The 22141-nt window shown below is 62.8% G+C and carries 11 protein-coding genes; 8 read left to right on the top strand and 3 right to left on the bottom strand.

What is annotated here, in order from left to right; genetic code table 11:
• Positions 1–182: 182 nt before the first annotated feature.
• Positions 183–755 carry a LuxR C-terminal-related transcriptional regulator gene (locus tag JH25_RS23750; RefSeq protein ID WP_005787559.1) on the bottom strand — a complete coding sequence of 191 codons (573 nt, stop codon included), beginning with the start codon at positions 753–755 and terminating at the stop codon, positions 183–185.
• Between the two features lie 130 nt (positions 756–885).
• Here JH25_RS23750 and JH25_RS23755 point away from each other — a divergent pair, with 130 nt between their 5' ends.
• The 7 genes from JH25_RS23755 (at position 886) to JH25_RS23785 (ending at position 7791) form a co-directional block, all read left to right on the top strand.
• Entirely contained in the window at positions 886–2064 is a 1179-nt protein-coding gene (locus tag JH25_RS23755; RefSeq protein ID WP_032876382.1) for an acetyl-CoA acetyltransferase, read from the top strand.
• A 3-nt stretch (positions 2065–2067) separates the two neighbouring features.
• Positions 2068–3597, top strand: coding sequence for a class I adenylate-forming enzyme family protein (locus JH25_RS23760; RefSeq protein ID WP_032876380.1), 1530 nt, complete (start codon positions 2068–2070; stop codon positions 3595–3597).
• A gap of 33 nt (positions 3598–3630) precedes the next feature.
• Entirely contained in the window at positions 3631–4971 is a 1341-nt protein-coding gene (locus tag JH25_RS23765; RefSeq protein WP_032876377.1) for an MFS transporter, read from the top strand.
• Positions 4972–5144: 173 nt separating this feature from the next.
• Complete coding sequence (locus tag JH25_RS23770; RefSeq protein ID WP_032876374.1) at positions 5145–5621, top strand: YbjN domain-containing protein; 477 nt, start codon at positions 5145–5147, stop codon at positions 5619–5621.
• Positions 5622–5708: 87 nt separating this feature from the next.
• Positions 5709–6263, top strand: a complete 555-nt coding sequence (locus tag JH25_RS23775; protein WP_032876371.1) for a histidine phosphatase family protein — start codon at positions 5709–5711, stop codon at positions 6261–6263.
• 45 nt (positions 6264–6308) lie between these two features.
• Entirely contained in the window at positions 6309–7064 is a 756-nt protein-coding gene (gene cobF / locus JH25_RS23780) for a precorrin-6A synthase (deacetylating) (protein ID WP_005787570.1), read from the top strand.
• Between the two features lie 10 nt (positions 7065–7074).
• Positions 7075–7791 (top strand): alpha/beta hydrolase, encoded by a 717-nt coding sequence (locus JH25_RS23785; protein WP_032876368.1) that lies wholly within the window; start codon positions 7075–7077, stop codon positions 7789–7791.
• 28 nt (positions 7792–7819) lie between these two features.
• Here JH25_RS23785 and JH25_RS23790 read toward each other — a convergent pair whose 3' ends face one another.
• Entirely contained in the window at positions 7820–8374 is a 555-nt protein-coding gene (locus tag JH25_RS23790) for a hypothetical protein (protein WP_032876365.1), read from the bottom strand.
• Positions 8375–8446: 72 nt separating this feature from the next.
• Positions 8447–10255, bottom strand: a complete 1809-nt coding sequence (locus JH25_RS23795) for a monovalent cation:proton antiporter-2 (CPA2) family protein (protein WP_005787577.1) — start codon at positions 10253–10255, stop codon at positions 8447–8449.
• Between the two features lie 329 nt (positions 10256–10584).
• Here JH25_RS23795 and JH25_RS23800 point away from each other — a divergent pair, with 329 nt between their 5' ends.
• Positions 10585–21975, top strand: a complete 11391-nt coding sequence (locus tag JH25_RS23800; protein ID WP_032876362.1) for an autotransporter-associated beta strand repeat-containing protein — start codon at positions 10585–10587, stop codon at positions 21973–21975.
• Positions 21976–22141 lie beyond the last annotated feature (166 nt).

Below are 22141 nucleotides of genomic sequence, written 5' to 3'. Positions count from 1 at the left end.
CCCCCAAATCCCTGTCGAATTCCGGCCAGCGTGGTTTGACGGGGCGCCTAAGATCAAAAGCAGATCAAGAGCAAGAGCGGCTCGCTTCGCATCGTGGTTACCCACATCAAAGTGGCGGCAGCTACAAAGTTGTGTAGATACCTATGATGTGGGAAGGCAACCTGCTCAATAGCCGTTACCTGTCACGCCACCATAATGATCTTCGATACCAGCTCCACCACGGTCTTGGCCTGCAATTTCTTCATCAACCGCGCCCGGTGCACTTCCACCGTGCGGTGGGAAATCGCCAGGCGCAGGGCGATTTCCTTGGACTTGAAACCATTGACGATGTGCATGGCGATTTCCCGCTCCCGCGGCGTGAGGTCGCCAGTGCCCTGATGCAGACGGTCCAGGCGTTCGAAGTGCCAGATCATCAGCTTGAACGGGTCTTTGGGGGTGAGGGTGTAGCCGTGGGACTTGGCCCAGAACACTTCGCCATTGTGGTGCTGCATGAAGCGCTCATCGGAATAAAAGCCGTTGTCGCTGTCGAGCAGCCAGTCATGGCTGCGCTTGCCGATGGCATGGTAGTCGGCCTGGGACGGGTAGATCAGCAGGGTCAACTGATTGACCAGCGCCTGGCGTGTATAGCCGAACAGCTTCAGGAAGGCATCGTTGCAGTCGAGTATTACCCGGTCGCTGGTGACGATCTGCGGGGCAGGGGACAGCTTGAACGCCAGGCGTTCGAGGTCGGGAAATTGCTGTGCAAGCGCGTTCATGGGGCATCCTGCCTCGTTGTTCAATGCCCTGGTGCGCTACTTACCCATGTAAGTAGTTACACGAATTGGCGCGGGACCCGGGGTGGGTCATTGTAAGTAAAGTCCGGATCAAGAACAGAAGAAATTGATTATGCCTGCTGATTGCGTCTCCATTGTTGCCGCTGGTCACTCCCGCTTTGGTCGCCTGGAAGGCACCACGCTGGAAGACCTGATCGTCCAGGTTACCCGTGAAGCCTTGAGTGACGCTGCGATTGATGCGTCGCAAATCGACGCGCTGTTCCTGGGGCATTTCAACTCTGGGCTGGTGCCCGACGGCTTTGCCGCCTCGTTGCTGTTGCAGGCCGACCCCGGGCTGCGCTTCAAACCTGCCACCCGCTGCGAAAACGCCTGCGCTTCGGGTTCGGCGGCGATCCAGGCGGGAGTCAATGCGATTCTCTCCGGCAGCGCCGAGTTGGTGCTGGTGGTGGGCGCCGAAAAGATGACTCACACCAGCACCGCCGCGGTCACCCAAGCCCTGGCCGGCGCCGGCTATCAGAACGACCCGGCCGAAGCCGGCCTGAGTTTCCCGCAATTGTTCGGCCGCGCCGCCCGCCAATACGCCGAGCGCTACCACTGTCCGCTGGGCTCGATGGCGGCCATCGCCACCAAAAACCACTCCAATGCCATGGCCAACCCACTGGCGCAGATGCATCGGGAGATGAATTTCGAGCACTGCAACAACGTGTCCCAGAGCAACCCGTTCGTGGCCGACTCCCTGCGTCTGACGGACTGCTCGCTGATCAGCGACGGCGCCGCCGCGATTATTCTGGCGTCACCCAAACGTGCGCGGGCGTTTCGCCGCGAGGTGCAGATCCGGGCGATGACCCAAGTCAATGACACCTTGCCCATCGCCCAGCGCGACATCCTGGCCTTTGAAGGCCCGCAACGAGCGATCCATGCAGCGCTGCGCGGAGCGAATGTGACCCTGGCAGACCTGAGTTTCGCCGAGGTGCACGACTGTTTCACCATTGCCGAGCTGCTGATCTACGAAGCCATGGGCCTGGCGCCCAAAGGCGAAGGGCATCGCGTGCTCGACAGCGGCGTGGTGCGTGCCGGCGGGCGCTTGCCGGTCAACCTTTCCGGCGGGCTCAAGGCCAAGGGGCATCCGGTCGGTGCAACGGGGGTGTCCATGCATGCCTTGGCGTTCCGGCAATTGACCGGGGAACCGATTGGCCTGGCGGTGCCCAACCCGGAGTTCGGCCTGGTGTTCAACATGGGCGGCATGGCGGTGGCCAACTACGCATCGGTCCTGCAGGCACGCCGGAGCTGAGCCATGAACATTGCCAACTGGCTGCACGACACCCAGCGTCGGGCCCCGCAACGCCCGGCGCTGTTCAACGGCACCACCCAAGTGGCCGACTACGCCACCTTCGCCGCCCACGTGCGCCAACGCGCCGCGCACCTGGTGGACCAGCACGGCCTGGTGCCGGGGGACGCGGTGGCGCTGCTGATGAAAAACAGCTGCGACTATCTGGAATTGCTCTATGCCATCTGGTGGATGGGCGCCGTGGCAGTGCCGATCAATGCCAAACTGCACCCCAGCGAAGCGGCGTGGATTGCCGATAACGCCGAGGCACGCTTGATCTTTACCGATGGCGGCCGGGTGTTTTCATCACGGGATTTGCCCCCGCGCTGCAAGGAGCTGGACGGCCACCTCTTACCTCTCAACACTGGCTGGCCGACCCTGGAGCAACCGGTGCCACGCCACGACCAGGACCTCGCCTGGCTGTTCTATACCTCCGGCACGACAGGGCGCTCCAAGGGTGTGATGCTGTCCCACGGCAACCTGGTCGCCATGTCGCTGTGCTACGCCACAGATGTCGATGCGGTCAGCGCCGACGATGCAGCGGTGTATGCCGCGCCGATGTCCCACGGTGCTGGCCTGTATAACTTTATCCATGTGCGTTGCGGTGCACGCCACGTGGTGCCGGCCTCCCATGGCTTCGACGCCGCCGAGCTGTTCGGGCTGGCCGAGCAGGTGGGCAATGTGTCGCTGTTTGCCGCGCCGACCATGGTCAAGCGCATGGTCGAGCAGGCACGGCGCCAGGATTATCACGGCGCTGGCATCAAGACCATCGTGTATGGCGGCGGCCCGATGTACCTGGCCGATCTGCGTGAAGCCGCCGACACCTTCGGGCCGCGCCTGGTGCAGATCTACGGTCAGGGCGAGAGCCCGATGACTATCAGCGTGTTGCCCCGTGCAGTGATTGCCGATCGCCAACGCCCCGACTGGGCCAGCCTGGCCGCTTCGGTGGGCCACGCGCAGTCCTGTGTGGAAATCCGTATTCTCGATACTGCGCACCAGCCTTTGCTCACCGGTGAGCGCGGCGAAATCGCGGTGCGTGGCGCCACCGTGATGCAAGGCTACTGGCGCAACCCGCAAGCCACTGGCCAAACCTTGGTGGACGGCTGGCTGCTGACCGGTGATATCGGCTATCTAGACGCAGCCGGCTATCTGACCCTGACGGATCGCTCCAAGGACGTGATCATCAGCGGCGGCAGCAACGTCTACCCGCGTGAAGTCGAGGAAGTGCTGGCCCAGCATCCGCAGGTGTTTGAGGTGTGCGTGGTGGGCGAGCCGGACGCTCAGTGGGGGGAGTCGGTGGTGGCGTTTGTGGTGACGCGCAGCGGCCAGCCCCTGGATGAGGGTGAACTCACCGCCTGGTTCCTGACGCGCATGGCCTCGTTCAAGAAACCGAAAAAATATGTATGGCGCAGCGACTTGCCCAAGAACAGCTACGGCAAGATTCTCAAGACCGACTTGCGGCAGTGGTTGAAAGCAGCGAGTATCGCCGCGCTTTGACATGGATCGATAATCAGACAAGGAGTCCCCACGATGGGCAATCCCGCACAAGACACTGTCCGCAAGCGCCGCCGAGCGTTTCTGGGCGCCACCTCGGGCCACTTGATCGAGTGGTACGACTACGGCGTCTATGGGTTTCTCGCGGTCTATATCGGCCAGGCGTTCTTCGTCTCCGATGACCCCACCACCAGCCTGCTGGCCAGCTTCGCCGCGTTTGCCCTGAGCTTCTTTATCCGCCCTCTGGGTGGGCTGTTCTTCGGCCCGCTGGCAGACAAGATCGGCCGGCGCAAAACCCTGATCATGGCGCTGGTGATGATGACCGGTTCCACGGTGATGCTGGGGTTGTTGCCGACCTACGCCAGCCTGGGCATCGCCGCGCCGATCCTGCTGATCCTGGTGCGCTGCGTGCAGGGCTTCTCGGCGGGCGGCGAAATCGGCACGGTCACCAGCTTTATCTCCGAATACGCAGGGCCCGGTCGCCGCGGCTTCGCCACCTGCTGGTTGATGGTCACCGCTGTGCTCGGCCTGTTGCTGGGCGGCGCCGTGGCCAATGGCATGACCTGGGTGCTGGGCGCCGAGGTCATGCAGGAATGGGCCTGGCGCGTACCGTTCCTGATCGCTGCGCCCCTGGGCTTTATCTCCATGTACATCCGCCTCAAGCTTGAAGACAGCCCCGAGTTTTTAGCCCTGCAACGCGCCGGGCAAACCTCGCGGGCGCCGCTGCGGGAGGTCTGGCAGTGGAAGCGCGCGATTGCCCTGGTGTTCTTTATCATCACCTTGCACAGCTCGATCTTCTACCTGGTGCTGACCTTCGCCTCGACCTACATGGCCAAGATCCTCAAGTTCGACAGCGGCACCACCTTGCTCTACGTGTTCGTTGCCAGTTTCTCGGCCGCCTTCGTGATGCCGTTTGGCGGGGCATTTACCGATAAATACGGGCGCAAGCCGTTCCTGATGGTGATCGGCACGTTGGCGACCCTGGCGATGTTCTGGCTGTTCAAGTCGGCACCCACCGCGACCCCGGCGTCGTTCTTCGCACCGTTGATGGCGGTGGCGATTCTGTTCGGGCTGTATGCGTCGTCGACCTACGCGTTGATGAGTGAGCTGCTGCCGACGCGGATTCGCTCCACCGGCATTGCAGTGGCATACAACGTGCCGGTGGCGGTGTTTGGCGGCAGTGCGCCGTTGATTTCCACCTGGTTGATCAAGGTGACCGGGGACATTACTTCGCCGTGGTACTTCTACGTGGCCACCGGGGTGGTGTCGCTGGTGGCATTGGTGGTGTTGCGCAAGGAGGATTTTGTCGCCAGCGGTCATTCGGCGCTTGTGCCCGCCGATGTGGGAGGGGACTTGCTCCCGAAGACGGCCTCATAGTCGACGCTTATCCAACTGATGCAGCACGATCCAAAAAAGGTGGCCAGCCGTTGTTGTGATGAGAATGGGTCATTTCCAATGAATTGACCCAAGGTTTTGGCGATGAGCTATACCTTAATCGGTTCGATGCTCGCACACCGCCTTAATCAATGATCAACAAGGAAGAGACCACTATGAGCGATGTTCAACTGATCACCAGCGTATCCATTCAAAGCCTCACCGAGCTGTTGCAGGAAGCCGGGTATCGGGTCAACCAGTCTGAGCAGAACGGCGTTGTGCAATTGCTCAGCGCCAGTCAGGGCATCGGTTTTGCCGTGCGCTTTGGCAACCCGGCGGCCGAGCAGGGCAGTTATGTGGACTTTACCTACAGCTGCGCCCTGCGGGTGCAGGGTGAATTGCCCGAGGGCCTGGCTCAGGTGTGGAATGCCTCGCGGCGCTTTGCGCGGTTGTCGGTGCAGGGTGAGTTTCTGTTGATGGAGATGGACGTGGTGGTGGCCGGTGTCGGCGCTTCGCATCTGCGTAGCCAGTTGGAACTGTGGGACCGCCTGTTGCAGGAATTTATCGTCTACCTGCGCGAATACAGCCAGCAAGCCGCGCAGTTGCAGGCTCAGGCCGCAGCCGCTCCGCTCAGTGAGAGTGCATCCGCCTGATTAAATGTGGGAGGGGGCAAGCCCCTCCCACAGGTACATCGTTCACACTGGGGGTGCAGTAACATACCGAAAACAGAGTGAAGTGCGATGCTCGCCACCCGTTTGACCCTGATCTGCCACGCCATCACCCCCCTGCAAAAACATGGGCGTTTTCCCGACGATGAGTCCGTCTCGATGGACTGGCAAAGTGCTGCTTGCTCCCTGGCCGGACGCTACAAAAAACAGCCACGCCTGCTCTGCGGCCCCGAAGCCAGGGCCCGCCAGACAGCCGGCTTGTTCGGCGCCCACGCCGAGGTTGAAGTGGCGTTGCGCGATGTTGATCTCGGTTTATGGAAAGGCCAGGACATCAGCCAACTCGATAGCCAGGAATTAAAGGCCTGGAGCGCCGACAGCACCCGCGCACCCCATGGCGGCGAGTCGGTGGATCAGCTCTGTGCGCGTGTGGGCCAATGGCTCGAATCTCTCGAAACCCACCCCGGCCATACAGTCGCCGTGACCCACCCGTTCGTGATTCGCGCCGCGATGCTCTCCGTCATGCAGTTCCCGGTCTCGATGTTCTATCGGATCGACGTCGAGCCCCTGTCGGCCACTGAGTTGCGCTTCAATGGCGTGTGGCGCCTGCGCCTGGAAACTCACGCCTGACGTGCAGATCATGGCAAAATCAACGCCCCGCACTGAGAGCACCCCATGAAACGCATCCTGATCATCGGCATTGGCGCCGGCAACCCTGACTACATTACGATGCAGGCCGTGAAGGCGCTGAACCGTACCGACGTGTTCTTCCTGATGGACAAGGGCCAGAGCAAGGACAAGCTGATCGACCTGCGCCGTGAGATCTGCCAGACCTACATCACCGAGCCCGGCTACCGTTTTGTCGAGGCCGATTGCCCTGAGCGCGTACGCGGTGACATCGACTACACCACCGCCGTGCAGGACCTTAACCGCGATAAGCAGCACACCTTCGAGCGCATGATCAACGAAGAAATGGCCGACGGTGAAGTGGGGGCGTTCCTGGCCTGGGGGGATCCTGCGCTGTACGACAGCACCATTCGTATCTTGCAGGCGATCCTGGCCAGTGGCCGGTGCGTGTTCGAGTTCGAGGTGATCCCCGGCATCACCAGCGTGCAGGCGCTGGCGGCCCAGCATAAGGTGCCGTTGAACCGTATCGGCAAGTCCGTCGAAATCACCACGGGACGTCGCCTGGCGGCGGGGCAGGCCAGTGATGCCGATACCCTGGTGGTGATGCTCGACGCAGAAGATTCCTACCGCAGCGTGGCGGATCAGGACCTGGATATTTACTGGGGCGCATACCTGGGCACGCCTGACGAAATCCTGATCAGCGGTAAAGTGGCCCACGTGGCGCAAGAGATCGAACGGGTACGCAAGGCGGCGCGCCTGGAAAACGGCTGGATCATGGACACCTATTTGTTGCGCAAACCCTGAGGTAAATCCGATGCTCAAACAGCTTGCCCTCGCATTGGCCCTGGTGGCCGGCGCCGTTCATGCCGATACCGGCTTGCACACCGACTTGCCGTTGTCCTACCTGGAACAAACCCAGAGCGATGCGCGCAATCAGCCGCTGGTGATCTTCCTGCATGGTTTTGGCAGCAACGAGGAAGATCTGTTTGGTATCAAGGACGCGTTGCCATCCACCTGGACCTACCTGTCGGTGCGTGCGCCGCTGCCGGTGGAACCGCACGGTTATCGTTGGTTTACCAAGACTGATGAGCCTGAGTACAACGGCGAGACCGATGAACTGTTCAGCAGCGCCCGACTGATCAAGGACTTTGTGGTCAAGGCCACGGCCAAGTACCACACCCAAAGCGATCGGGTATTCCTGGTGGGGTTCAGCCAAGGCGCGATCATGTCTTACGAGGTGGCCTTGCGTGAACCCGAGTTGGTACGCGGTATCGCCGCGCTCAGTGGCAGCGTGTTACCGGTACTCAGGTCTGCGCTGAAGCCTGATGCGTCCATGGGCAAACTGGCGATTTTTATCGGCCATGGCACTCTGGACCAGGCGCTGCCCTTCAGCTCGGCCACGCAGGCAGATAAGGTGCTGGTGGGGTTGGGGCTCAAGCCGGAGTTTCATGAATACCCGGGGATGAATCACACGATCAGCGAAGCGGAAGTGCAGGACTTGAAAGCCTGGCTAGAGAAAAGCTTGAAGTGAAATGCAGTAAAAAATGTGGGAGGGGCGGTTACTTGCCGCCCGTAATCTGCTTCACCAATGCCGCATGCCCCTTCACATCATCGGCCCGGGAAATCGCCTGGATCACCAGCAGATGGTTGCCGGAACCACCCAGGAACGTGGAGTTCAAGGTCTTGCCGCCGCCCTGGGTAGCGCTGCTGTCAACCTGGCGCAGGCCCAGGCCCTTGTAAGTGAGTTTCTTCTCGCCCAGCTTCTTGAAGTCGGGCAGGGCGGCGCTCTGGTCCTTGACGAAATCGGCCACGGCACCATCAAGGAACTGCGGGTCGTTATCCTTGATGGTTGCCCCATCGTTGCGCACGGTTTCAGCGACGATCACCACACTTTTCGTTGTCGAGTTGGCATACAGCGTGCCCTGGGTATCGGCGGTGCCGTCCTCAGCCTTGCCGGAGGGCAGGGTGTCAGCGCTGTAAGCCTTGGGCAGGTTGAAGGTGAACTTGCCACCCAAGGTGGAGATTTTTTGCGTGGTTGGCTTGGCGGCAGCGAACACGCTGCCGGCGGTAAGCGCGAGGGCCAGCAGCACTGCGGTCTTGGTGAACGTGGCCATGTGGCGCTCCAGGGATGAACGAAATTGCGGCGTATTCTGTCAGAAAATTCGCAATTTCGTTCATTCTCCATGTCACACCTTGTCGGACTCTTCCTCAAGTCTGTCCATCTCAAACAAGCGCGCCAGTTCCGTACGGGCTTCCTGAGCGGTTTGCATGACTTTGGCTGCATCGTCGTACACCGCGTGTTGCGCGGCGAGCACTTGCTGGTCGTGGGTCTTGAAGCGGTTGATGCGCGCGTCGGCCTGAGCCTGGCTCAAGCCAAGGCCGACCAGAGTGCGGCGGCTCATTTCCAGGCTGGAGTAGAAGGTTTCGCGCACCGGTGAAGCGTCCAGGTCCACCAGGCGGTGTACGTGCTGGCGGTTACGGGCACGGGCAATGATCTTCATGTGCGGGTAGAGGCTGCGCACCAGAGCGGCAGTCTTGATGTTGATCTCCGGATCGTCCATGGCAATGACGAAGAATTCGGCCTGATCGACCTTGGCTGCGTGGAGGATTTCCGGGCGCTGGGGGTCGCCGTAGAACACCGGCATACCGCCAAAACTGCGGGTCAGCTCGATGGTTTCCACGGAGGTGTCGAGGGCGATAAACGAAATGTTCTGCGCCCGCAGGATCCGCGCCACGATCTGACCCATCCGCCCCATGCCGGCAATGACCACGCGGGGCGCATCGCTTTCGATGGCGCGGTATTCCTCGGGCACTTCCACTGGCTTGACCTTGGGTTTGAACAGCTTCGGACACACCAGCAGCAACAGCGGGGTCAAGGCCATGGACAGGGTGATGGTCAGCACCAGCACATCGTAAAGGTGTGGTTCGAACAGGCCTTGGTCGCGGCCGATCTTGAACACCACGAAGGCGAATTCACCCCCGGCTGCTAGCACCACGCCGAGGCGCAAGGCGCTTTCGCGATTGAGATCGCCGACCATGCGGCCAACGGCGTATAGCAGGGGCAGTTTCAACCCGATCAACAGCAGGGTCAGGCCGATCACCACCAGCGGCGTACTGAGCAGCAGGCTGAGGTTGGCGCCCATGCCCACGCTGATAAAGAACAGCCCCAGCAGCAGGCCCTTGAAGGGTTCGATCTGGGATTCCAGTTCGTGGCGGTATTCCGAATCTGCCAGCAGCAGGCCGGCGAGGAACGCCCCCAGGGCCATGGACACGCCCACCAGCTCCATCAGCCAGGCGGTGCCGATCACCACCAGCAGCGCGGTGGCGGTGGATACTTCGCGCAGGCCGGTTTTGGCGACGATGCGAAACACCGGACGCAACAGGTAGCGCCCGCCGATGATCACCACGGCGATGCTGCCCAGTACCTGCAAGCCATGGCGCAGGCCCTCGGCTTCGGTGGTTGGGTGACTGCCACCGGCCAGCAAGGGTACGAGGGCGATCAGCGGGATGGCCGCGATGTCCTGAAACAGCAGGATGGCGAAAGCCAGACGCCCGTGGGGCTGGTTAAGCTCCTTGCGCTCGGCCAGGCTTTGCAGGCCAAACGCGGTGGAGGACAGCGCCAGGCCCAGGCCCAGCACGATGGCACTGTTCCATGGCTGGCCAAACAGCCACAGCGCCACCGCGCCCATGACCAACCCGGTGAGCAGCACCTGGGCCAGGCCGACACCGAACACGGCCTTGCGCATCACCCACAGGCGTTTGGGCGATAGCTCCAGGCCGATGATGAACAACAGCAGCACCACACCCAATTCAGAGAACTGCGCCACGCTTTGCGGGTTGCCGATCAGGCCGAGTACCGACGGGCCGATGATCACACCGGCAAACAGATAGCCCAGCACCGCACCTAGTTGCAGGCGCTTGGCCAGGGGCACGGTGAGCACGGCAGCGAGCAGGAACACTACGGCCGCTTGTAACAGGTTGCCTTCATGGGGCATTGCGAACTCCATTGTTTACTTGGATCAACGGCTAACTATTGCTGTGGCGAGGGAGATAGGGCGCTATTAGAACGCTTTTTCACATTTTGAAACTTGTATTTTTGTCGCGACAGTCAATGGATGTTGGTTGTTACCCCATTCGATCACGGGTTTTACGAAAGTATTAATACCATTTAATTCAATGACTTTTCCGTGGCTCTACTAACGTTTCGACAAACTGGATTGTTAGTCAACACGGTCAGGTATTTCGAATTCGATGCGTGTGGAAGGTTAAACCCGGGCTTTTTACGCATTCATGGACGAAACGCTTGCACCACAAGGAGTAGAACGTGGATAGAAGACTTGCGACTGCCGCTGTACCTCGTATTTCTGCGCTTTCTCTTGCTATCCGCCTGGGCGTGGCCGGTTTGGTCATGGGCTTGGCGAGCCCGGATGTGTTCGCCGCCTGTACCCCGGCAAGTCCTGCAGCCGGCGCGACGGTGACCTGTACGGGCGTGCCGTCATTGCCATTGTTCCTCAACACCTTCAGCAGCGCGGTCAACGACCTGACAGTCAACGTCAGCCCCGGAGCGCAACTCAATGCGACGCTGGGCGGCAAAGCGTTGACCCTGACGGGTAACAACGCGACGTTGAATAACTCCGGCACCATTGACCCGGCACTCCTAGGATTGGTTTCAGTGCTCAGCGGTGGCGTAGTGATCGGCAACACGGCAGCCAGCGCGTTGAACATCACCAACACCGCCACCGGCATCATGCGCGGTACCGGTGCGCTGCTGGGGCTCAACCTGGCCTCGCTCGATGGCATGGCCCTGAACGCCACCAACGGTGCAGGCGGCATCACCACCATCGTCAACAACGGCACCATCGGCTCTTCGTCCTTGCTCGGCCTGACCCTGTTCACTTCCGACACCCCAGTGGTGGCGGTGCAAGGCGGCGGGCAAGTCAACATGACCAACAACGGCACCCTGACCGGGCGCGTGGCGTTCGAAAGCTCCACCGCTGGTAACACTTTCCTCAACACCGGGACTATATCCGGCGGTGTGTCGATGGGGGCCGGTAGCACCAACACCTTCACCGCTGTCACCGGTTCAAGCGTAACGAACGGCGGCGGCATCGGCGCGAGCCTGGGCGGACTGCTCGGTGTGAACCTGACATTCGCGCCCACCGGCCAAGTGGATGGTGGCGCGCTGGGCAGCAACACCTTGATCTTGCAGAACACCACGGGTGTCGGCGGCGGTATCACGGGGACTGGCACAGCGTCGAGCGCCAACTATGTCAACTTCAACAACCTGACCATCAACAGCGGCACCTGGACCCTGCAAGGGCCTTTGGTCAGCGGCAGCACGACCCTCAATGGCGGCATTTCGCAGTTCAATAACAACACCACCTTCGGCACTGGTGTGTTGACCGTCAACGGCGGGACCATCGAGGCCACCGGCAATGGCTTGACCCTGTCCAATTTGCTGACCCTGGGCACTGGCGGCTTGACGGTGCAGGGTGCCTCGACCGGGCTGACCCTCAGCGGCGTGCTCTCGGGCGCGGGCGGCTTGACCAAGGCCGGTACCGGGCAACTGATCCTCAGCGGCGCCAATACTTACACAGGTGCGACGAACCTGGCCGGCGGTTCGGTGCAACTGGGCAATAACCTGGCCTTGAGCAGCAGCGCAGTGACGGTCAGTGCAGCCACCACCTTGCAGGCCCCCGGTACTGTCAGCCTGGGTAATGCGCTGACCCTGAACGGCAACCTGACCACCGACGTCGCCGGCACGCTGACCTTGGGCGGTGCGATTTCCGGCGCCAGTGGGATCACCCACAGCGGTGCGGGCAGCTTGACCCTCAATGGCGTCAACAGCGGCTACAGCGGCACCACCAGCCTGGGCGCCGGCACACTGGTGTTGGGCAATAACACCGCATTGGGCAGCGGTGGCTTGAGTGTGACGGGTGCCGCAAACCTTGATGCTGGCGGTGCGTCGTTACTCACCAACAACGTGGCGCTGGGCGCCAACCTGACGCTGACCGGCACCAACCCGCTGACGTTGGGCGGGGTGATGTCCGGCGCCGGCAGCTTGATCAAAACCGGTGCGGGCCTGTTGACCTTGACCGGCAACAATACGCGCACCGGGATTACTGCGCTGAATGCCGGTGGGCTGGTGGTAGGTTCCGCTACCGCGTTGGGTTCCGGAGCATTAAATGCGGCGGCGGGCACGACCCTGGACGCCAGCACGGCCGTCACCTTGACCAATGCGGTCAACCTGGCGGGCAACCTGGGCATCGGCGGCACCGCCGATCTGACCCTGAGCGGTGGCATCAATGGTGCCGGTAGCCTGACCAAAGCCGGCGCGGCCAACCTGATTCTCAGTGGCGCCAATGGCTTCCTGGGTGGCACCACCTTGAATGCAGGCACACTGACCGTCGGCAGCAACTCGGCGCTAGGCCTTGGCGACCTGACTGTCGGCGGCGCGGCGACTCTGGACAGCAGCGCGGCGGTTGCGCTGAGCAATGGAATTGTCCTCAATGCCGGGCTGACCGTTGGCGGCACCAATGCGCTGACCCTGGGCAATACGATCAGCGGCGCGGGCCCGCTGATCAAGGACGGCCTGGCCAATCTGACCCTCAACGGCACCAACACCTTCAGCGGTGGCGCCACCCTCAATGCCGGTACCTTGACCCTGGGCACAGCGGGCGCGCTGGGCAGCGGCGCCTTGACGGTCGGCGGCGCAGCCACCCTGGATAACAGCGCGGCCTTCGGGATCGGCAACGACATTGCACTGAATGCCGACTTGAGCCTCGCGGGCAATAACGACCTGGCCCTGAACGGCGTGATCAGCGGCGCGGGTGCGCTGATCAAAAATGGCCTGGCCGATCTGGCCCTGTCGGGCAGCAACACCTTCACTGGCGCCGTGGATATCCTGTCTGGCAGCGTCACGCTGTTGAGCGCCGATGCCCTGGCGGGCAGTTCCGGCGCCAACGTGGCAGCCGGTGCGGCGCTGAACCTGAATGTCGATTCCAGCCTGGCCGGCCTCAGCGGCACGGGCGACGTGGCGGTGGGCGGTGGTTTCAATCTCACCGTAGGCGGCCTGAGCACCAGCAGTACCTTTGACGGTAGCCTCAGTGGCGCGGGTGGCTTGATCAAGGTCGGCACCGGCACGCTGGACCTCACCGGGATCAACGGCATCAGTGGTAACACGGCAATCAACGCAGGCACCTTGAACCTCACCGGTTCCCTGGGCAGTGCGGTGGTTGACGTGAATAGCGGCGGCACGCTGACCGGCAGCGGTTCGCTGTTGGGTGCGGTGAATATCAACAACGGCGGGCACTTGGCCCTGGGTAGCGGGGCGACCTTATCCGCCGGCAGCTTGAACATGAGCGCCGGCGGCAATCTGGATGTGGCCCTCGGTGCACCTTCGCTGACTTCGTTGCTGAATGTCGGTGGCAATGTGAACCTGGCCGGTAACCTGAACGTCAGCGATGCCGGTGGTTTCGGTGCCGGTGTGTATCGGTTGATCAACTATACCGGCAGCCTGGCCGGCGCATTGAACGTCAACAGCGTGCCGTTGGGCTATGGCCTGGGTGACCTGTTGGTACAAACCTCGATGGGCAGCCAGGTCAACCTGGTGGTGTCGGCACCGAACATCCGCTTCTGGGACGGCAGCAACACCGTGCCCAACGGCAGTGTTGACGGCGGCAGCGGCACCTGGACGGCGGGCGGCACCAACTGGACCTCGGCCGACGGTATTCTCAACCAGACCTGGGGCGGCGGTTTTGCGGTGTTCCAGGGCGCGGCGGGTACCGTCAGCGTGGAGGGTGCGCAGACCCTTACTGGCATGCAATTCGTCACCGATGGCTACAATCTGGTCAATGGCACCGGGGGGCAATTGAGCACCGGCAGTGGCAACTTCGCGGTGCGTGTCGACCCGCTGGCAACCGCGACCATTGGCGTCGATATCACCGGGGCAGGTGCCCTGAATAAACTCGATACCGGCACACTGGTACTCGGTGGCGCCAACAGCTACACCGGTGGCACCTTGCTCAATGGCGGTACGTTGGTGGTCGGCAGTAACACCGCGCTGGGCACTGGCGCCCTGACCGCTGCGGCGGGCACTACGCTGGACAGCAATACCGCGGCAGCGCTTGGCAATGACGTCACCCTCAACGGCGACCTGAACCTGGCGGGCAGCAACGCGTTGGCGCTCAACGGCGTGATTGGCGGCACGGGCGGCTTGATCAAAAATGGCGCGGCCACTGTGACCCTGGGTGGCAGCAATACCTTCCTTGGCCCGGTGGCCTTGAATGCGGGTGGTCTGGTGCTGGCGGCCAATAGCGCGTTGGGCGCTGGCGTGCTCAATGCGGCAGGCGGTACAACCCTGGATGCAAGCACTGCGCTGAGCGTCAACAATGCAATCAACCTGGCGGGCAATCTGGGCATCGGCGGCACCGCCGACCTGGCCCTGACGGGGGCGATCAATGGCGCCGGCAGCCTGACTAAAGACGGCGCTGCCAACCTTACCCTGACGGGTGCCAATGCCTTTCTCGGCGGTACCACACTGAACGCCGGGACGCTGACCCTGGGCAATGCGGCGGCGCTGGGGCTGGGCAATCTGATCGTTGGTGGCGCCGCAACCCTGGATAACAATGCAGCCTTGACCATCGGTAACAATGCCGTCCTGAACGCGGCGCTGACCGTAGCCGGCAGCAATGACCTGACCTTGGCTGGCCTGCTCAGTGGCACTGGCGAGCTGGTCAAGAACGGCGCCGCCGACCTGACGCTCAACGGCGTCAACACTTATCAAGGCGGTACCACCCTCAATGCGGGCACCTTGACCCTCGGTACGGCAGCGGCGCTGGGTACCGGCGCTTTGACGGTCGGCGGTGCGGCCACCTTGGCCAACAGCACACCGCTGGTGCTGGCCAACGCGGTCAACCTCAATGCAGGCCTGACAGTGGGCGGTCTCAATAACAACCTGACCCTTGCGGGTGTACTGGCAGGCAGTGGTGACCTGATCAAAACCGGCACGGCTGATTTGAGCCTGACTGGCAACAACACCTTCAACGGCTTGTTCGATGTGCAATCGGGCAGCCTTACCACCGTGGGCAATGGGGCATTGGGTGTCGGTGCCGGCGTCAATCTGGCGGGCGGTACCTCCCTGAACCTGGGCGGTACCGCCAGCCTGGGCGCGCTCACCGGCACAGGGCTGGCGACAGTCGGGGCGGGCAGCACATTGAGCGTTGGCGGTAATAACCTCGACAGCACGTTCGACGGCGTATTGGCCGGGCTCGGCAACTTTGCCAAGGACGGCACGGGCGCCCTGACCCTCGGTGGCCTCAGCGCGCTCACCGGCGATACGCTGGTCAATGGTGGCAGCCTGCTCGTCAACGGCTCATTGGCCAGCGCCAATGTGAGCGTGGGCAGCGGCGCAACCCTGGGCGGTACCGGTACCTTGCTGGGCAATGTGGTTATCGCCGATGGCGGCCACCTGGCGGTCAACTCGGGCGCTACCCTGACCACCGGCTCGTTGTTGCTCAATGCCAACTCCAACCTGGATGCCGGCCTTGGCGCGCCATCCACCGGCGGTACGGCACTGGTACAAGTCAACGGCAATCTGACCCTGGACGGTACGCTCAACGTGAGTGACATCGGCGGCTTCGGCACCGGTATCTATCGCCTGATCGACTACACCGGCGGCCTGACCAACAACGGCCTGCAACTAGGCAGCCTGCCGGTGAATATCCCAGCCGCTGATCTGGACCTGCAAACCGCCATCGGCAACCAGGTCAACCTGTTGGTCAACGGCAGTACCAACGTGCAGTTCTGGGACGGCAGTCAAGTCACCGGCAACGGTGCCATCGAAGGCGGCAGCGGCACCTGGAGCGCAGGCACCGGCAACTGGACCGGCGTCAACGGCGCATTCAATACAACCTGGGCGCCGAACAGCTTTGCGGTATTCCAGGGCACAGCGGGCACCGTCACCGTTGACGGCGCGCAAGCTATCACTGGGTTGCAGTTCGTCACGGATGGCTACAACCTGGCGGGTGGCGCGGCGGGGGCCTTGACCCTGTTCAATGGCACCGGCGGCAACACCGCCGTGCGGGTCGACCCTGGCGTCACCGCGACCCTGGGCGTCACGCTCAATGGCGGCGGTACCCTGGCCAAGCTGGACACCGGCACCCTGGTACTCAACGGGGCCAACAGCTACACCGGCGGCACCGAGCTCAATGGCGGCACGCTGGTGGTCGGCAATGACAGTGCCCTGGGCAGTGGCGTGTTGACCACCGCCAATGGCACCACTTTGGACAGCAACGCTGCGGTCAACCTGGCCAACAATGTGAACGTCAACGGTACGTTGACTGTTGGCGGCAGCAACGCCTTGACCCTGGCCGGCACCGTGGCAGGCACCGGCAGCCTGATCAAAAATGGCATCGCCAACCTGACCCTGAGTGGTAACAACACCTACGCCGGGCCAACCGCACTCAACGCCGGCGCCTTGATCCTGGGCTCCAATAGCGCACTGGGCAGTGGCGCGTTGAACGCGGCAGCCGGTACCAGCCTCGACAGCAGCACCGCGGTGGCTTTGGCCAATACCCTGAACCTGGCCGGTAACCTGGACATTCTGGGAACTGCCGACCTGAGCTTGAACGGTGTGGTCAGTGGTGCCGGCGGCCTGACCAAAACCGGTGCGGGCAACCTGACCCTTAATGGCGCCAATGCCTACCTCGGTGGCACCCAACTGAACGCGGGGTCGTTGACCCTGGGCAACGCATCGGCCCTGGGCAGCGGTGCCCTGGCAGTCAATGGCGTCGCGACCCTGGATACCAGCGCTGCACTGGCCCTGGCCAATAACACCAGCCTGAATGCTGCGCTGACAGTCGGCGGCAGCAATGATCTGAGCCTTGATGGCGTAGTTGATGGCAGCGGTTCCCTGACCAAGGCCGGCGGCGCCAACCTGACGCTCAACGGCGCCAACAGCTACAGCGGTGGCACAACCCTCAATGCCGGTACGTTGACCTTGGGCAACGCTACGACTCTGGGTTCGGGCGCCTTGACCGTCGGCGGGGCGGCGACCCTGGCCAACAGCACGCCGCTGGTGCTGGCCAACGCGGTCAATCTTAATGGCGACCTGACCGTCGCAGGCAGCAATAACCTGACCCTGGCCGGGGTACTGGCCGGCAATGCGGCGCTGATCAAAAATGGCGCGGCGGACCTGTTGCTCACTGGCAATAACAGCTTCAGCGGCCCGCTGACTGTGGCCGGCGGCAGCGTGACTACGTTGGGTAACGGCGCACTGGGCAGCACTTCCGGCGTTACTGTCGGCAGCGGCGCCAGCCTCAACCTGGGCGGCAATGCCAGTCTCAACACGCTGGCCGGCAACGGCACGGTGCAGGTGGCGGGCGGTAGCACGCTGGCGGTGGGCGGCAGCAACCTGGACAACACCTTTGGCGGTTCGCTGGGCGGTACCGGCGGCCTGGATAAAAACGGCAGCGGTGTGCTCAACCTGAGCGGTACCAATGGCCTCAGCGGCGCCGCCAACGTCAACGGTGGCACCTTGAATGTCACAGGCTCGCTGGCCAGTGCCACGGTGGCGGTCAACAACGGCGCGACCCTGACCGGCAGCGGTGCTCTTGGTGGTGCCGTGACTGTCGCCGACGGCGGCCATATCGGCCTGAAAACCGGCAGCACGCTGTCGGTGGGCTCGCTGGTGCTGGGCGGCAACTCCAATCTGGATGTCGGTCTAGGCACCCCAGTTGTGGGCGGCGGCACCGGGCTGCTGAATGTCGGCGGCGACCTGACCCTGGACGGCAACCTCAACGTCACCGATATCGGCGGCTTTGGCAGCGGCGTCTATAACCTCATCAACTACGGCGGGGCGCTTACCGACAACGGGTTGACCCTCGGCATACTGCCGGGCAGCGTGGTGCCGGGCGATCTGCAAGTGCAGACCGCCATCAGCAACAAGGTCAACCTGCTGGTGACTGCACCTAACACTACTGTGCAGTTCTGGGATGGCAATAACCTGATCGGCAACGCTGCCATCGACGGTGGTAACGGTACCTGGGGCGCCGGTAATACCAACTGGACCAATGTCGACGGCACGCTCAACCAAGGCTGGACCAATAGTTTCGCAGTGTTCCAGGGCGCAGCCGGCAATGTGACGGTGGACGGCACGCAAAACATCACCGGCATGCAGTTTGTCACCGATGGCTATAACCTGGCCTCCGGCACGGCGGGTGTGCTTAACCTGGTCAATGGCGGCACCGGCAACACCGCGGTGCGCGTCGATCCGAACGTGACCGCGACCCTGGGCGTCACGCTCAATGGTGCCGGTACCCTGGCCAAGCTCGACAGCGGCACCCTGGTGCTCAACGGCGCCAATGGCTACACCGGCGGCACTACGCTCAATGGCGGCACCCTGGTGGTCGGCAACAACAGTGCCCTGGGCACCGGCGTACTGACTGCCGCGGCGGGCACCACCCTGGACAGCAACGCGGCAGTGAGCCTGGCCAATGCAGCTGCACTCAACGGCGCCCTGGCGATTGGCGGCAGCAACGCGCTGACCCTCACTGGTGGCATCAGCGGCAGCGGCAGCCTGGTGAAAAACGGCGCTGCAACCTTGACCCTCAATGGCACCAACAGCTACAGCGGCGGCACCGGCCTCAACGCCGGTCAACTGGTGCTGGGCAACAACGCTGCACTGGGCAGCGGTGCCCTGACTGTCGGCGGCGCTGCGCAACTGGATGGTGGCACTGACTTGCAACTGGCCAATGCCGTCAATCTGGGCGGCCCGCTGACCCTGGCCGGCAGCCATGACCTGGCCCTCAACGGCGTCGTCAGCGGCACCGGCAGCCTGGTGAAAAACGGCAGTGGCGCCTTGCTGCTGGCGGGTGCCAACACCTACGGCGGCGGCACCACGCTCAACGGTGGCACCACCACCGGCAACACCAACAGCCTGCAAGGCGCCATCGCCAACAATGCGGCATTGACCTTTGAGCAAGCCACCGACGGCACCTACACCGGCAACCTCACCGGCACCGGCGTACTGAACAAAACCGGCACCGGCGCGTTGCTGCTGACCGGTAACAACAGCTTTACCGGCACTACCAACGTCAACACCGGCAGCCTGTTGGTCAACGGCACCTTGAACAGCGCTGCGGTGCAAGTTGCCGGCGGCGCGACCCTGGGTGGCAGCGGCACCTTGGGCGGTGCGGTGAGCATGGCGGACGGTTCGGTGCTCAAGGCGGGCTCGGCGACCCCACTGTCGGTGGGCTCGCTGGCCTTGTCGTCGGGTACCACGCTGGACTTCGCCCTCGGCGCGCCGGGTGCTTCGAGCACTGCGGTGAATGTCGCTGGCAACCTGACCCTGGACGGAACGCTCAACGTCAGTGATGCCGGCGGCTTCGGTCTGGGTGTGTATCAACTGTTCCGCTATGGCGGCAGCTTGGTCGATAACGGCCTTACCTTTGGCACCTTGCCCGTCGCCTTGGGCAACGTGAGCCTGCAAACCGCGCTGGCCAACCAGCTCAACCTGGTAGTGCAAAATGCCCCAGGGCAGATCCAGTTCTGGAACGGCGGCACCACCAACCCCGACGGCACCATCACCGGTGGCAGCGGCACCTGGGGCCCCGGCACCAACTGGACCGACCCCACCGGTACCCAAGGGCAGGCGTCCACCAACCAGTTCGCGGTATTTGGCGGGCAGGGCGGCACCGTGACGGTTGTCGGTAACCAAGGCTTTACCGGCCTGCAATTCCTTGACGCCGGTTACACCCTGACGGCCGGCGCTGGGGGCAGCTTGAGCCCGACCAATTCGGCGGATGGCAGCCTGGCTGCGGTGCGGGTCAACTCCGGCGTGACCGCCCAGATCGATGCACCGCTGGTAGGAACCGGTGGGATCAACAAGTTGGATTCCGGCACGTTGCTGCTGACCGGCGCCAATACCTACACCGGCGGCACTACGGTCAGTGGCGGTACGCTGGTGGGCAATACCACCAGCCTGCAAGGCAGTATCCTCGACAACGCCAGTCTGGTATTTGCCCAAAGCAGTAATGGCCAATTCAACGGCACCTTGAGCGGCACCGGTGCGGTGGTCAAGCAAGGCACCGGTGCGCTGTTGCTGACCGGCAACCAGCCGTTCAGCGGGACCGTAGCGGTGCAAGAGGGCGTACTGCAGGTGGGTAATGCGGCCAACCCAGGTGCGGTGCTCGGTGGCCAGGTCACCGTGGCCAACGGTGCGGGCCTGACCGGCAACGGCAGTGTCGGTTCGCTGGTCAACAACGGCTCAGTGACGCCTGACGGCGGCAAGTTGACCGTGGCCGGCAACTTCACCAACGCCAGCACGGGCGCGCTGAACCTGGTGATTACCCCATCCACCACCGGCTCCCTGGCCGTGGGCGGCACTGCCAACCTGGGCGGCACCTTGAATGTGATCAATTTGGCACCGTATGCCGGCGCGACCACCTACACCCTGCTGACTGCGGGCGCGGTCAACGGCACCTTTGCCACCACCAACCTGGAGAACCTGGCGTTCCTGACTACCGCGTTGAACTACAGCCCAACCCAGGTGGCACTGGCGGTCAGCCGCAACAACGTCAGCTATGCCAGTGTGGCGGCTACCGCTAACCAGCGCGGCGTGGCGGCGGCCTTGGGCAGCGGCGCAGCCGTCGGTGGCGCGGCGGTGCAGAACGCGTTGCTCAACGCTGATGTGGCCGGGGCGCGCGCAGCCTTCGACAGCTTGTCTGGCGAGATCCACGCCAGCACCGCCAGCGCGATGCTCGAAGATTCGCGTTACGTACGTGACGCGGTCAACGAGCGTATGCGCCAACCCGGTTGCTACCGCGAGGACGACCCACGCAATGCCCTGGCGCCGAGCGAAAACCGTCTGACCAGTGCCGGTTGCCACGGCGAGATGGTCGGTTGGATGCGCGTACTCGGCACCTGGGGCCATATGGGCGGTGACAGCAATACCGCCAAGCTGGACCGCAATCTCAGCGGCTTCCTGCTCGGCACCGACAAGCAAGTGGACGACGCCTGGCGCGTCGGTGTGGCCGCCGGCTACACCCGCAGTGATCTGGATGCCAAGCGCCGTAATTCCAGTGCCGATGTGGACAGCTACCACTTGATGGCCTACACCGCCTACCAGCAGGAAGCCTTCGCCGCACGCATGGGCGTGGCGTACAGCTGGCATGACATCGAAAGCAAACGCAACGTGGCGGTCGGCGGTGAGGGCCAACGCCTGAAAGCCGACTACAAGGCACGCAGTGCCCAGGTGTTCGGTGAAGTCGGCTACACCATTCAAACCGCCAGCGTGGCCCTGGAACCGTTCGCTGGCCTGGCCTACGTCAACTACGACAGCGATACGATCAAGGAGAAAGGCGGTTCGGCAGCCCTGCGTGGCGATGCCGACCAAAGTATTACCTACTCGACCTTGGGCGTACGCATCGGCCAGACCCTTACCTTGGGCAACGGCTCGAAAATCACCCCACGGGGCAGCATCGGCTGGCGCCATGCCTTCGGCGATACCAAGCCTGACGCCGACCTGAGCTTCATCAATGGCGGTGGCTCGTTCAGCACCCAGGGCGTGCCGATTGCCAAGGACAGCGCGGTGGTGGAGGCGGGCCTGGACTACCAGATCAGCCAGAACGGCAAGCTGGGCCTGGGCTATTCGGGTCAACTCTCGCGCAACGACAAGGACCACGCGGTGACGGTGAGTTTCTCCCTCGGTTTTTGATCAAGGCCGAGTTTTTTCAACCGCCCGAAAGGGCGGTTTTTTTTGAAGTAATACTGGTTCCTGAATGCACAGAGTTTATTGCTCACCCGCCAGGCTGAAGAATGTACACACAATTTCTTCCGGAGCGCGGCTGGTGTGGCGTGCTCGACTCGGGTTATTCCCGTTG

Origin of the sequence: Pseudomonas sp. BRG-100, from assembly GCF_000737955.1 — a bacterium.
Lineage (GTDB): Bacteria > Pseudomonadota > Gammaproteobacteria > Pseudomonadales > Pseudomonadaceae > Aquipseudomonas > Aquipseudomonas synxantha_A.
Note: the sequence above shows the minus strand (reverse complement) of the source record. Positions and strands in the feature narration are given on the sequence as shown.

Bases quoted from the DNA above. Each gene is read 5' to 3' on its own strand.
- JH25_RS23750 (WP_005787559.1), bottom strand. From the start codon at position 755: ATGAACGCGCTTGCACAGCAATTTCCCGACCTCGAACGCCTGGCGTTC.
- JH25_RS23755 (WP_032876382.1), top strand. From the start codon at position 886: ATGCCTGCTGATTGCGTCTCCATTGTTGCCGCTGGTCACTCCCGCTTT.
- JH25_RS23760 (WP_032876380.1), top strand. From the start codon at position 2,068: ATGAACATTGCCAACTGGCTGCACGACACCCAGCGTCGGGCCCCGCAA.
- JH25_RS23765 (WP_032876377.1), top strand. From the start codon at position 3,631: ATGGGCAATCCCGCACAAGACACTGTCCGCAAGCGCCGCCGAGCGTTT.
- JH25_RS23770 (WP_032876374.1), top strand. From the start codon at position 5,145: ATGAGCGATGTTCAACTGATCACCAGCGTATCCATTCAAAGCCTCACC.
- JH25_RS23775 (WP_032876371.1), top strand. From the start codon at position 5,709: ATGCTCGCCACCCGTTTGACCCTGATCTGCCACGCCATCACCCCCCTG.
- cobF (WP_005787570.1), top strand. From the start codon at position 6,309: ATGAAACGCATCCTGATCATCGGCATTGGCGCCGGCAACCCTGACTAC.
- JH25_RS23785 (WP_032876368.1), top strand. From the start codon at position 7,075: ATGCTCAAACAGCTTGCCCTCGCATTGGCCCTGGTGGCCGGCGCCGTT.
- JH25_RS23790 (WP_032876365.1), bottom strand. From the start codon at position 8,374: ATGGCCACGTTCACCAAGACCGCAGTGCTGCTGGCCCTCGCGCTTACC.
- JH25_RS23795 (WP_005787577.1), bottom strand. From the start codon at position 10,255: ATGCCCCATGAAGGCAACCTGTTACAAGCGGCCGTAGTGTTCCTGCTC.